Source organism: Rhodococcus sp. NPDC058532 (assembly GCF_042719255.1).
Taxonomy (GTDB): Bacteria; Actinomycetota; Actinomycetes; order Mycobacteriales; family Mycobacteriaceae; genus Rhodococcus_G.
Genome location: NZ_JBHXNU010000007.1, coordinates 58,782 through 71,593, shown reverse-complemented (window position 1 = coordinate 71,593; position 12,812 = coordinate 58,782). Strand labels below are relative to the sequence as shown.

Below are 12,812 nucleotides of genomic sequence, written 5' to 3'. Positions count from 1 at the left end.
TCACTCTATCGGGTACCGACGCCCACCCCTATTCGTGCACAGGGACTCCCTCACTCATGAGCAGGGGTGGGTGCCGTACGCACCTTCTCAGCGGCCCAGTTTGTCATCCACTGGGTCGCCGTGGTGCCGTTTCCATCAACGACGAAGCTGTTATACAGCGCGTGCACAGGATTGTTGACGTATTCGAGGAGCCGGGACAGGCTCCCCATCCAGTTCCCCGGCTTGAACGCCTCGGAAGGCGCATCACAGATGCCGTCCGTCGGCGCACAGATCTGCACGGCCCGATCGTTGAGCGCGCCGAATCCGCCGGGGCGGGCGCCGGTCATCGTGATGCCCGGCAGCTTGATCCCGGCCAGCGACAACTCCGCGCCGACACCCGCGACCGGCGGGCCGACGGTCACACCGGCCGCCGGGTCACGCCTGCCGTCGGCGATCAGCCCGACCCCGAGCACCAGGTCCGCCGGGACCGGCCCGGTTCCGGCGCCGATGCTCGCCGCGAGGTCACCGGCGATCACCGCACCCTGCGAGAACCCGGTCAGCACGAAACTGGTCAGCGGGCACTCCGCGTGCATCGCCGCCAGCACGTCGGTTGCCTTCGCGGTGCCCTCACCGCGGCTCTTGTTGTAGGACATCTGCCCGTCCGGCGGCAGCGCGACCGGGTTCGAGAACTGCGCCACGTACGGCACCGTGTACACCTGCACCCGCTGCGGATCGAACTCGGCCTGCAGCGGCCTGGTGATGTTGAGCATCAGGGAGTTCGGGTTCGCGGTCGGGGCGAACGGGTCGTCGGCGGCGCTGGACTCCCAGGTTCCGGGAATCGCGACCACCTGGACGTCGGGGCAGCTCGCGGGCTGCGCCGACGGCCGCTCCGGCCCCGGCGGGGTCACCGGCGGCTTCGGGACCCGGCCCGCGAGCAGGTACCAGGCCACCAGCGCGACGAGCGCGACCAGCAGGACCACGATCAGGGCCACCAGCGTTCGCAGCAGGCGGCTGCGGGATTTCCGTGCGGCAGACATGGCTTACTTGCAGTAGGTGGACTGTGCGGCGTCGATGTAGACGCGGGCGGCCTTGGTGGCGTCCTCGTCGGTCGGCGTCCCGCCGGCGAGCCCCGCCTCGACACCGGCCATGCCGGTCACGTACGCGAGAATCTCGTCCTCGGCGACGTTGCTCTCCTTCGCCGCGCAGATGTAGTTCGCGGTGGAGATCGCGATGTCGCCGTTGTCGGCCGGGGTCACCCCACCCTTCTTCAGCGCCTCCAGGTACGCGCGGCCGCGGTCGTCGAGGGCCGGGGCCTCGGTGGGGCCGGGGAATCCGCTCGGCACCGCCTCCGGGGTCTCGGGCGGCGCGGTCGCCGCGACCGACGGCGTCGTGTACGCGGGCACCTCGATGCCGGTCGCCAGCGGCGGCACCGTCGGCGACCCCGATCCGGCCGCCGTGGTCAGGGTCGGCGTGCTCGACGCCGTCGAGTCGTCGCTGCCGCAGCCGGCGAGGACCCCGACGGACAGGGCCGCGAACGCGCCGACGGCCAGCACCCTGGCGAACGGGGAACGGGAAGAAACGAGCATGTGGGTCACAGTCCTCTGTGTGGTCGGCGCTCGGAACGCCGCGGGTGATCGCTGTCGAGGGTACCGACGTCGACGGGCCGGGTCCGCTCTACGCAACCCGGCCCGTCGACGTCGATTCGCTATCCGAGCTGGGTGTTTCCACCCTTGGCGGTGATGGTGCCGAACTGGAAGTTCTGCCGGACACCACCCTCGAAGGGATATTCGTCACTGATCGGGTAGCCGAGCCGGCCGCCCTCATAGTTCTCCCTGGCCCAGGCGTCGAAGATCGGCCCGTTCTTCACCGACCACGCGCCGCTCGCCGGGCTCCAGTAGATGTTGCCGTGCTCGAACTCGTTGAACCGGCCGTTGTCCCGGATCGGGCCCCGCTCACTGGACCGGGGGAACCCGAGCCAGCTGTTCTCGTACCCCAGCTCGGCGTACTTCTGCATGATCAGCCCCTGCACCGCGTTCGCGCCGGTGGTCGGGCTCCAGTACATGGCACCGATCTCGAAGCCCTGCACCGCGCCGTCCTTGGTCGGGGTGTCGACCTCGTCGCCGACCGGGTAGCCGAGCGGGCCCAGCTCCCAGCCCTGCCGCGCCCACTCGTCGCGGATCGCGCCGCGGACCGCGTGCGCACCGGTCTGCGGGGTCCAGTAGATCGACCCGGCCTGGAAGTGGTTGCCGCGGCCGCGGCCGTCGGGGGTGCCGAACTCGCTGGTGGACGGCAATCCGAGCGGACCGGCGGGACCGCCCATCGCCTGGTATTCGCCGCCGATCATCCCGGTCACCACCTGGGCGCCGGTGCCGCCCGACCAGAAGATCCGGCCGTTGCGGAAGTCCTGCGCGAGGCCACCGGCGACCGAGTATTCACCGGTCACGCAGCCGCCGAGCCACGGGTTGGCGTTCGCGACCCCGCCGATCTCGCCGTTCAGGCCGCACGCCGGGGCGCTGACCTCGGTTCCGAGCGCGTTCGCGACCTGCGGCCACGCCTGGTGCATCTCGAACTGCCAGTACGGCCACGAGTGGGTGCCGGACGGGCGGTAGTTGACCTGCGCGGGGATCCCCAGCTTGTTCAGCTTCGTCGCGAACGACTGCGAGGTCAGCCGGGACAGAATCTCCAGGCCCATGCCCGCGTAGTTCGTGGACACGCCGGGGATGCCGGACGGCTGGTCATACGGGCCCGCCATGCCGCTGCCGCTGGAGATGTACAGGCTGGTGCCCTTGAGCTTCTCCGCCAGGATGTACGGGTCGTGCTCCTTCCACAGCGGGTTGCTCGGCGGGCCCCACATCTTGTTGACGTTGTAGCCGCCCGCATCGTTCATCGCGTACTGCAGCGCCTGCGGCATGCCGAGCGAGGTGGTGCTCAGGTAGCCGGAGAACGAGCCGGCGAACGTGAAGAAGCCGGGGTTGCGGGCGGCGAGGAACATCGCCGAGGTGCCGCCCATCGACAGCCCGATCACGCCGCGGGTGCCGGTGGTCCGCATGCCGTTCTCCAGCACCGGGGGCAGTTCCTTCGTCAGGAACGTCTCCAGCTGGTAGAACTTGCCGTTGTCCGGTTCCAGCCAGTCGGAGTAGAAGCTGGACTGGCCGCCGACCGGGAGGATGACGTTGACATTCTTGTCGGCGTAGAAGCTGGCGGCATCGGTCTCGATGGTCCAGCCGCTCTCGTCGTCACGCGCCCGCAGTCCGTCGAGCAGGTACAGCGCGGGGAAGGTGGCGTCCGGCCTGGCGTTCCAGTCCCTGGCCAGCAGGATCTGCACCTGGAACGGTGCGCCCATCGCCGCCGAGTCGACCCACAGCGCGACCCGCCGGTCGGTGATCCACTGCACCTTCGACACGCCGGGGATCGAACGGTCCGGTGCAGGCGCGGACCGCGCCGAGATCACCCGCGGCGCGGCGGCGGGCGGCGGCGTGGTCGGTGCCGCGGTCGTGGTGGTCGTCGTGGTCGTGGCCGCGACGGTCGTGGTCGGCGGCGCGACGGTGGTGGTCGTCGTCGGTTCCGCGGATTCCGTCGCGGTGGCGGACACCGGCGTGGTCGCCGATTTCGGTGCCAGCGTTTCCCGGACGTCCGTCCCGGGGTCCGGCGGCGCGACGGTGGTGGTGGTGGTGGTGGTCGTCGCGGCCGGGCTCGTGGACGGCTCGGCGGAGGCGATGGTGGCGGTGGTCAGGCCTGCCGCGGTCGGCAGCACCAGCGCGGCCGCCAGCAGGGTCAACGCGCGCCCGCGTCGCCGTGGGGAGCCGATGCTCCCCCCGAAACGCGCACCCAACTTTCTCGATGCTGGTCGCATGTGACGGTGACTCTCTTTCTCTGTCGGCCGGTTCCGCGTTGTACCCCCGTCGGAACCCGGCGGCTGTCGGCTGGTCCCCGACCCCCGCACGCACCGCTGTGACGCCTGAACACTCGTGTGCCCATTAGTACACACCGGACTGCTGTGACGCCTGTGACGCGCGGTGTGTGTGTCGTTTGTTACGTGTCCGTCAAACGACGGATGCCGCCCGGACCGCCCGGGTGGGCGGCCAGAGCGGCATCCGTGTCATCGCGTTGGAGATCCGGTCACCAGGCGTTCAGGGTGTCCAGGATCTGGCCGCGGGCCTTGAACAGCTCCGCCGACCAGTACGGCCACGAGTGGGTGCCGTTCGACGGGAAGCTGTAGGTCGCCGGGATCCCCAGGGTCGCCATCCGCGCCTGGAAGGCGCGGGTGTTGACCAGGGCCAGGGCCTCGAGGCCCATGCCGTTCGCGGTGTTGTAGTAGTCGATCGGCTTGCGCGGCGCGTCGTACTCACCCGGCAGACCGCTCGCCGACGAGATGTACAGCGACAGGCCCTCGAGCTTGGGGGCGAACACGAACGGATCGTTGCGCAGCCACGCCTTGCTCCACGGCGGGCCCCACATGGAGTCCACGTTGAAGCGGCCCGCGTCGAGCATCGCGACGCGGATGGCCTCACGCATGCCGGGCGCCGAGATGTTCAGGTAGCCGGACAGCGAGCTGGCGAACTTGAACTGGTCGCGGTGGTACGCGGCCAGCGTCAGGGCAGCGGAGCCGCCCATCGACAGGCCGAGGACGCCGTTGTTGCTGCGCGAGACGCCGCGGGTGGCGAGGTAATCGGGGAGCTCCTCGGTGAGGAAGGTCTCCCACTTGTAGGTGGTCTTCTGGCCGTTGAAGTTCGACGGCGCGATCCAGTCGCTGTAGAAGGAGGACTGGCCACCGACCGGCATCACCAGGGTGATGTTGTCGTTCGCGAACTGGTCGAGCGCGTTGGTCTCGAACGACCACGCGTTGCGGTCGTCGCGGGCGCGGAGTCCGTCGAGCAGGTACAGCGCGGCGTCGCCGCCCCGCTTCGCCCACTGGATCTGCACCTTGACCGGGCCCATGGAGGAGGGAACCATCACCTCTTCGAAGCCGCCCGCCGGTGCGCGGTGCACGGACGGTGCGGCGCCTGCGACGGCGGTACCCGCAATACCAGCAGTGACGGGCAGCACGAGCGCTGCGGCCGAAAGGCCGAGGAGGCGTCGCTTGAGGTTCTGGAACCTCGGTCTGCCAATACGCATGAATATTGCTCTCTTTCTCTCCTGCGGTATCCGCCGAAGCGGCCCGAAAGTCTGGCACGAAGCCACGGCTCTGCCGGCCCAACGCACGCGGGACCGGCAGTGGAACGAATCAAGGTCACACTGCGCTCGCCGCAGCGTATGCGAACGTCCCTGACCTGACAACCACTGCCCCGGCGCCCGAAATCGGCCCCGCGGGGCCGGTACCGGGCAGTTCATCTATCTGTACATCGCATTCCGGTCACGAGCGTTACATGAACGTGACCTTTGTCGCTAGTCGGGGTTTCACCCGCCCGCGTCTCAGCGCGGCAGCTCCGGCGGCAACTGCAGCCCGCACCGCGCGATCTCGTACTCCGGAACCCGGTCGATGCGGTAGCCCGCGTAGTGGAACGCGCGCTTCACGTTGCGGATGAACAACGCCCGCGTCAGGTCCCCGCGCGACGAGGCCAGCAACTCCTGGGTGTCCGGGCAGGTGAGCGCGACCTGGGCCCGCGCGACCCAGTTCTCGTCCAGGTACGGCGGCAGCCACGGATGCCGGTCCACCATCCCGGTGTCGGCGACGACCCAGTCCGGGTAGAGCGCCTTGTCGTGCCCGATCCGGCCGTCCCCGAGCCGCTCGGTGTGCGCGGCGAGCGGATAGGCAAGGCCCATCTGGTCGACGACCTTCACATCGAGGCCGACGTTCATGCTCGTCATGCCGAGATTCAGGAAGAACACCGTGTGACCGGCGCCGCCCTCCGGGATCGGCGCTGGCGGCGGCACGAGATCCCAGAAGGTGTAGTAGCCGGACGGCAGCAGCAGGCCGCCGTCGGGAGTGTTGTTGATCGTCTCGACCATGGCGCGCATTCGCGGGTAGTCGAGGTAGTCCTCGGCCCGGATCGGGTGCTCGTGCCCGGTGTTGAGGACGTAGAAGTTGCGCTCGTCGACGATGCCGGATTTCCCAACGACGGTGCCGTTCGGCATGCCCTGCGCGGTGGACGCGACGACCGCCCACCCGATCGTCACCAGCCATGCCAGCGAACCGGCGGCGAACAGCGCGGTTGCCGGTGTCCGCCCCCACTGGTCCCGGCGCGGCACCCGCACCGGGAGCACCGCGATCGGCAGGATTAGGCAGAACAGCACCGGCAGCAGCACCCGCCCGTGCATGAAGTCGCCGCCGACCCGGACCGAGTAGACGCCGAGGAGCAGTCCGGTGCCGACGAACAGCAGCACCACCGCGGCGGGGCTGTGCAGCCGGGCCAGACCGGTCGCGCCGACCCGGTCACCGGGCAGCGCGAACCCGCTGCGCCGGTACACCAGCCACCCGACGTAGCCGCCGATGACCAGCAGCGGCAGCCACAGCCAGTACGGTCCGACGAGATTCCACAGATACGTCAGGCCCTGCGACCACTTGGCGCCGCCCGCGTCCTTGGACACCGCCGTGTTCGGATAGGGCAGGCCGTAGTAGCCCATCCGCCAGATCTGGTAGCCGACCGGGGCCGCGCCAGCGACCGCGACGATCGCGGCCCGCAGCCGCCAGGTCCCCGGGCTGAGCACCAGCATCAACAGCACCAGCGCCGCGAGGACAACCATCTCCGGGCGGACCAGCGGCCCGAGCCCGGCGAGGAACGCGAGGACCAGCACCCGGCCGGGGGTCGGGGTGCGGCGGGACCACTGCACCATCAGCAGCCACAGCAGGGCGATCCAGAAGATGACCAGGGAACTCTCCAGGCCGGAGGTCGCGAAGTCGCGGGCCGGGGGCACCGCGATGTAGGCCAGCGCGCCCGCGGGCAGCAGCAGGGTGCCCGCGGCAGCAGCGGAGCCCGCGGAGCGACCCCGTTGGTCGGCACCGCGCCAGAGGGTTCCGGTGCCGACCATCGCCAGCACCACCGCGGCGACCGACAGCACCAGCGCCAGGGTCAGCACCACGTACTCGAGCCGGATCTGCGTCACCCAGCCGAACGCGTAGATCAGGTAGGTCCACAGGGTGCTGGTGTTCGCCTCCACCCGCTCGCCCGCGTTGAACACCGGCCCGTTCCCGGCGAGCAGGTTCCGGACGGTGCGCAGCACGATCAGCCCGTCGTCGGCGATCCAGCGCCGCTCCCACGCACCCCACAGGAACAGGGCACCGGTGACCACGATCCCAGTGAGGTACACCAGCCGCGCCACCGGCGCCGCGACGGTCTCCGACGCGGCGCGGGCGGGTGGCGCGATCTCCTCCGCGCGGCCCGTGTCAGGCGATGTAGACAGCGACACCCACGACTCCGATCCACGCGAGCGCGAGGAACTGCAGCACCCGGTCGTGCAGCGCGATCTCCTCGGGCTCACCGGCCTCGCCGCCGTCGATGTCGACGGCGTAGCGGAGGATCGCGATCGTGAACGGGATCATCGAGATGGCGAACCAGTTGGTCCCGGTCGCCTGATCCCGCTCGAAGGCCCACAGTCCGTAGCAGATCACCACGGCGGTGGCGGCCAGCGTCCAGACGAACCGCAGGTAGGTGGACGTGTAGTACTGCAGCGCCTTGCGGATCTTCGCGCCCGTCGCCTCGGCGAGCTTGAGCTCGGCGTACCGCTTGCCCGCCGCCATGAACAGCGAGCCGAACGCCATGATCAGCAGGAACCACTGCGACAGCGGGATGTCGGCGGCGACACCGCCCGCGATCGCCCGGATCAGGAACCCGGACGAGACGATGCAGATGTCGAGGACGGCCTGGTTCTTCAGTCCGAAGCAGTAGGCCAGCTGGATCACGATGTACACCGACATCACGACCGCCAGCTGCCAGTTCGCGATGAACGAGAGCCCGATCGAGCCGGCGAGCAGCACCGCCGCCATCGCGTACGCCAGCCCGACGGGCAGCACGCCCGCGGCGATCGGCCGGAACCGTTTCGTCGGGTGCTGCCGGTCCGACTCGACGTCCATCGCGTCGTTGACGAGGTAGATGCCGGACGCGGCCATGCAGAACACCACGAACGCCAGCGCGACGGGCAGCAGCACGTCGGGCTCGGTGACCGAGCCCGCCGCCAGCGGCGCCGCGAGCACCAGGACGTTCTTCACCCACTGCCGCGGGCGCAGCGCCTTGACGATCCCGGCAGGCAGCGACTTGGGCGGTCCGGCGACCTCGGTCGGGTGCTCGCTCATCTCTCTCCACACTTCCTGTCGGCGCGCAGCACCACTGCGGCCGAGGCTGCTCCCAGGGCGGACCCGGCGAGCACGTCGGTCGGGTAGTGCACGCCCAGCACCAGCCGCGACAGCAGCATCGGGGGCACGAGCACCGCGGGCAAGGGTAGCCCGGTCAGCCGACCGAGCAGCACCGCGGCGGCGGTGGTCGAGGTCGCATGCGAGGACGGGAAGCTCAGCTTGCTCGGCGTCGACACGTTGACCTGGACGGACGGGTCGTTCGGCCGGGGCCTGCGGACCACTCGTTTGATCACGATGGACGCGGCGTGCGCGCCGACCGCGCCGACCGCGACCCCCGCCCACTGCCTGCGACGGGGCCGGTCCAGCGCGGCGCCGACACCGGCGATCGCGATCCAGCCGAGGGCGTGTTCACCGAAGTGCGACAGGCCGCGAGCGGCCGCAACGACCTCCGGGCGCGCGCCGATCGTGGACTGGACCCGGTTCAGGATCCTGACCTCAGATGCCGAAGACACGCTCCCACCTCTCCTTGCTCGTCAGCGACGGCACCGCGGCGGCGTACTCGTCCTTGAGTTCGGGGAACCGTCGGGCCAGCTCGCGGCGCAGGCGCATGGCCTCGGTGAGCAGTCCCCAGGCCTGCCGCGGGTCGCGCTTGCGGTAGACGACGCCGCGACCGTCGGCGGTGGTGACGGTGACGCCGTCCACCTGCGAGAGCAGGAACCAGCGGGCGTCGAGGGTCGGCACGTTCAGCTGCGGGCGCTCGTGGTGTTCCTCGTGCGCCGGCGTCGCATTGTGGACCAGGCCCTTCCCGAGCCGGACCAGCTTGGCGAGCGGGTTGCCGGGGTCACCGACGGCGCCGACACCGGCGCCGGACGGCAGCGGCAGCTCCGTCGATGACGGCAGCACGACCGCGTCCGGGTACTCCCTGCGCATCGCGTGCACCTGGCCGAGCGCGGTCGGCAGCAGGTCGAAGATGTGCTCCGGGCCGCCGAGGAAGTCGCGGATCGCCTGGTTCTGGATCGCGACGGTGGAGTACTCGAGGCACAGCAGGTGCTTGAGGGTCGCCTTGACCGTGTTGACGACCATGCCGCGGCCGTTGCCCGGCATGTGCAGCGCCGCGACGACGAGACGGTTGCGCAGGTGGAAGTACGCCTGCCAGTCGATCGCGTCGTCCTTGTCGGACCAGGCCATGTGCCAGATCGCGGCGCCGGGCATCGTCACCGTCGGGTAGCCGGCGGCGCGGGCCCGCAGCCCGTACTCGGTGTCGTCCCACTTGATGAACAGCGGCAGCGGCTGGCCGATCTCCTCCGCGACGACCCGCGGGATCATGCACATCCACCAGCCGTTGAAGTCGACGTCGATGCGCCGGTGCAGCAGCTTCGAGTTCTCCCGGTCGCCGAGCGGGTAGCGGGAGAAGTCGTGGTCGTACTCGACGTTCGGGGCGGCGGACCACATGAAGATGGACCGGTTCACCACCTCGCCCATCGTGTGCAGGTGGCTGCGTTCCTGCAGGTTCAGCATCTGCCCGCCGACGAGCATCGGGGACTTCGCGAACCGGGACAGGGCGAGGGCACGCAGGATCGAGTCGGGCTCGATCTCGATGTCGTCGTCCATGAACAGGATGTGCTCGGCGGTGGTGGTCTTCAGCGCCTCGTACATCACCCGGCTGTAGCCGCCGGAGCCGCCGAGGTTGGCCTGGTCGTGGATCGCGAGCCGGTCGCCGAGGACCGCGGCTGCCTCCGCGAATCCGGGCTCGTCGCGGACCTTGCGGGTGCCCTGGTCCGGGATGATCACGGCGTCGATCACGTCGAGGACCAGCGGGTCCGAGCCGAGCGCGGTCAGCGCCTTCACGCAGTCGGTCGGCCGGTTGAACGTCGGGATGCCGAGGGCGACCCGACCGGCGCCGGGCGCCTCGATCGGCGCGTACCAGCCCGCGGCGACCAGGTCGACGTCGGTGTCGGTGGTGATGTCGAACCAGATCCAGCCGCCGTCCTCGAACGGCGCCAGGTCCACCTCGAACTCCACGGTCGTCGGATCCGAATCCCCGCGGAACTCCTTGCCCTGCACGTGGATTCGCGACGAGTCCGCCTTCGAGCGGTAGACGTCGACGCGGCCGTGTCCGGTCAATTCCAGCCGCAGCACCACCGACGTCAGGATGCTCCAGCGCCGCCAGTAGCTGGCCGGGAAGGCGTTGAAGTAGCTGCACATCGACACCTCGGACTCCGCGCCCAACGACAGCGAGGTGCGCGAGAGCGAGTGCGCCCGACGGGAATTGGTCGGCGACTCCTCGAGGTAGAGGGTGCGGACGTCGAGCGGCTCACCGGCGCGCGGCAGGATCACCCGTTGCAGCAGCGCCGTGCCGAGCAGATCCGGGGTGTCGACGAGCGCGTCCTGGTCCATCACGTGCTTCGGGGTCATGCCTCCACCCCGCCACCGAGCGGGGCACCGGACTCCAGGTGCGGGCGCAGCGTGTTGTCGAACATGCTCAGCGCGCTCGCGATCGCCATGTGCATGTCCAGGTACTGGTAGGTGCCGAGGCGGCCACCGAACAGCACCTTCGCGTTCTCGGTCTCCGCCTTCGCGCGCAGCCGGTAGGCCTCAAGCTTGGTGCGGTCCGCGGGGGTGTTGATCGGGTAGTAGGGCTCGTCGGTGGACTCGGCGAACCGGGAGAACTCCCGCATGATCACCGTCTTGTCGGCCGGGTACTCGCGTTCGGGGTGGAAGTGCCGGAACTCGTGGATGCGGGTGTACGCGACGTCGGCGTCGTTGTAGTTCATCACCGGGGTGCCCTGGAAGTCGCCGGTCGGCAGCACCTCGGTCTCGAAGTCGAGGGTGCGCCAGCCCAGCTCGCCGTCGGCGTAGTCGAAGTACCGGTCCAGCGGTCCGGTGTAGACGACCGGGGCGTCGGGGCTGGCGGCGCGCAGCTCGTCGCGGACGTCGAACCAGTCGGTGTTCAGGCGCACCTCGATGAGGTCGTCCTTCGCCATGTTCTCCAGCCACGCGGTGTAGCCGTCAACGGGCAGACCCTCGTAGGTGTCGTTGAAGTACCGGTTGTCGAAGGTGTAGCGCACCGGAAGGCGGGTGATGTTGCCTGCGGGCAGGTTCTTCGGGTCGGTCTGCCACTGCTTGGCGGTGTAGTCCCGGACGAACGCCTCGTAGAGCGGGCGCCCGATCAGGGAGATCGCCTTCTCCTCGAGGTTGGACGCGTCCTTGCTGTCGATCTCGGCGGACTGCTCGGCGATCAGCGCGCGCGCCTCATCCGGGGTGAAGTACTTGCCGAAGAACTGCGAGACCAGCCCGAGGCCCATCGGGAACTGGTAGGCCTGCCCCTTGTGCATCGCGAAGACGCGGTGCTGGTAGCTGGTGAAGTCGGTGAACTGGGTGACGTAGTCCCAGACCCGCTTGTTCGAGGTGTGGAACAGGTGCGCCCCGTACTGGTGAACCTCGATGCCGGTCTCCGGCTCGGCCTCGGAGTAGGCGTTGCCGCCGATGTGGTGCCGTCTGTCGAGGACAAGGACCCGCTTGCCGAGTTGGGTCGCCGCCCGCTCGGCGATCGTGAGTCCGAAGAAGCCGGACCCGACGATGATCAGGTCGTACTGGCCGGAGGTCGCGGAGTCTGGGGATACGGAGGTCACGGGCAACCAGGGTATCGGAAGCCCGCAACGGCGCCGCGGCTCCGCCGCCCGTGCGCGATTTTCACCCCGACCGGGGTACAAATCACGCACGGTGCGGCGGACCGCATACCGTGAGGGCGTGACCCTCGACCTCGACGCCTACCTGTCCCGGATCGGCCACACCGGCGATCGGTCCCCGACCCGCGCGACACTCGACGCGATCGCGGCCGGGCACACCCGCTCGATCCCGTTCGAGAACCTGGACCCGTTCCGGGGTGTGCCGAACCGGCTGGACCTGCCGTCCCTGCGGGCGAAGCTCGTCGACGGTGGCCGCGGCGGCTACTGCTTCGAACACGGCCTGCTGCTGCGGGCGGCGCTGCTGGACCTCGGATATACGGTCACCGCGCTGGCCGGGCGGGTGCTGTGGGGGTCCCCGGACCCGCACGCAATCACTGGCCGCACGCACATGCTGCTGCTCGTCGACCTCGACGAGGAGCGGCGTGTGATCGACACCGGCTTCGGCGGCATGACGCTGACCGGCACCCTGCGCCTCGAACGCGACACCGTGCAGGACACCCCGCTCGAGCCGTTCCGGCTGGTCGACCTGGACGGGGACTGGGCGATGCAGGCCCGGATCGGCGACGAGTGGCGCACCACGTACCGTTTCGACCTGCACCCGCAGCAGCCGATCGACTACGAGCCGACCAACTGGTACCTGTCGACGTGGCCGCAGTCGCGGTTCGTCACGATGCCGATGGCGGCGCGCGCCACCGACGATCGCCGCTACGCGCTGGCCGGTCGCAGGCTGACCGTGCACCACGCGGACGGCAGCACCGAGCACTCGCCGATCGACGACGCCGCCGCCTTCCGGACCGTCCTGGAGCGGGACTTTCTGATCGACGCCGCGGGTCTCGACGGCCTTGACGCCGCGTTCGCGCGCCTCGACTGATCCGCCGGACTTCGGGCAGGCTTACATTGCTGGCCGGATGCCG

Annotated in this window: 10 protein-coding genes; 1 reads left to right on the top strand and 9 read right to left on the bottom strand. The window is 69.7% G+C overall.

Annotated elements, in window-relative coordinates; genetic code table 11:
• Positions 1 to 50 precede the first annotated feature (50 nt).
• The 9 genes from ACFWQG_RS10750 to glf all read right to left on the bottom strand — a co-directional run bounded on the left by ACFWQG_RS10750 (position 51) and on the right by glf (position 11,841).
• Complete coding sequence (locus ACFWQG_RS10750; RefSeq protein WP_378507606.1) at positions 51 to 1,016, bottom strand: cutinase family protein; 966 nt, start codon at positions 1,014 to 1,016, stop codon at positions 51 to 53.
• 3 nt (positions 1,017 to 1,019) lie between these two features.
• Positions 1,020 to 1,565: a DUF732 domain-containing protein gene (locus tag ACFWQG_RS10745; RefSeq protein ID WP_378507605.1), complete on the bottom strand. Its 546-nt coding sequence runs from the start codon at positions 1,563 to 1,565 to the stop codon at positions 1,020 to 1,022.
• Between the two features lie 119 nt (positions 1,566 to 1,684).
• The gene (locus ACFWQG_RS10740; protein WP_378507737.1) at positions 1,685 to 3,571 is read right to left on the bottom strand and encodes an alpha/beta hydrolase-fold protein; all 1,887 of its coding nucleotides are present in this window, start codon (positions 3,569 to 3,571) and stop codon (positions 1,685 to 1,687) included.
• Positions 3,572 to 4,098: 527 nt separating this feature from the next.
• Positions 4,099 to 5,094, bottom strand: coding sequence for an alpha/beta hydrolase (locus tag ACFWQG_RS10735; RefSeq protein ID WP_378507604.1), 996 nt, complete (start codon positions 5,092 to 5,094; stop codon positions 4,099 to 4,101).
• A gap of 297 nt (positions 5,095 to 5,391) precedes the next feature.
• Positions 5,392 to 7,326 (bottom strand): flagellar motor control protein ZomB, encoded by a 1,935-nt coding sequence (zomB, locus tag ACFWQG_RS10730; RefSeq protein ID WP_378507603.1) that lies wholly within the window; start codon positions 7,324 to 7,326, stop codon positions 5,392 to 5,394.
• Positions 7,304 to 8,209, bottom strand: a complete 906-nt coding sequence (locus ACFWQG_RS10725; RefSeq protein ID WP_378507602.1) for a decaprenyl-phosphate phosphoribosyltransferase — start codon at positions 8,207 to 8,209, stop codon at positions 7,304 to 7,306. Before ACFWQG_RS10725 ends, zomB begins: the two co-directional genes overlap by 23 nt.
• A complete protein-coding gene (locus ACFWQG_RS10720; RefSeq protein ID WP_378507601.1) occupies positions 8,206 to 8,721 on the bottom strand; it encodes a phosphatase PAP2 family protein in 516 nt (171 codons plus the stop codon). The genes ACFWQG_RS10725 and ACFWQG_RS10720 overlap by 4 nt, the downstream gene beginning before the upstream one ends.
• Positions 8,705 to 10,624: a glycosyltransferase gene (locus tag ACFWQG_RS10715; RefSeq protein ID WP_378507600.1), complete on the bottom strand. Its 1,920-nt coding sequence runs from the start codon at positions 10,622 to 10,624 to the stop codon at positions 8,705 to 8,707. The genes ACFWQG_RS10720 and ACFWQG_RS10715 overlap by 17 nt, the downstream gene beginning before the upstream one ends.
• Positions 10,621 to 11,841 (bottom strand): UDP-galactopyranose mutase, encoded by a 1,221-nt coding sequence (gene glf / locus ACFWQG_RS10710; RefSeq protein WP_378507599.1) that lies wholly within the window; start codon positions 11,839 to 11,841, stop codon positions 10,621 to 10,623. Before glf ends, ACFWQG_RS10715 begins: the two co-directional genes overlap by 4 nt.
• Positions 11,842 to 11,959: 118 nt before the next feature.
• Here glf and ACFWQG_RS10705 point away from each other — a divergent pair, with 118 nt between their 5' ends.
• Complete coding sequence (locus tag ACFWQG_RS10705; protein WP_378507598.1) at positions 11,960 to 12,769, top strand: arylamine N-acetyltransferase; 810 nt, start codon at positions 11,960 to 11,962, stop codon at positions 12,767 to 12,769.
• Positions 12,770 to 12,812: the final 43 nt, after the last annotated feature.

Coding starts and splice junctions, on each gene's coding strand:
- ACFWQG_RS10715 (WP_378507600.1), bottom strand. CDS start 10,624: ATGACCCCGAAGCACGTGATGGACCAGGACGCGCTCGTCGACACCCCG.
- ACFWQG_RS10750 (WP_378507606.1), bottom strand. CDS start 1,016: ATGTCTGCCGCACGGAAATCCCGCAGCCGCCTGCTGCGAACGCTGGTG.
- ACFWQG_RS10725 (WP_378507602.1), bottom strand. CDS start 8,209: ATGAGCGAGCACCCGACCGAGGTCGCCGGACCGCCCAAGTCGCTGCCT.
- ACFWQG_RS10745 (WP_378507605.1), bottom strand. CDS start 1,565: ATGCTCGTTTCTTCCCGTTCCCCGTTCGCCAGGGTGCTGGCCGTCGGC.
- ACFWQG_RS10735 (WP_378507604.1), bottom strand. CDS start 5,094: ATGCGTATTGGCAGACCGAGGTTCCAGAACCTCAAGCGACGCCTCCTC.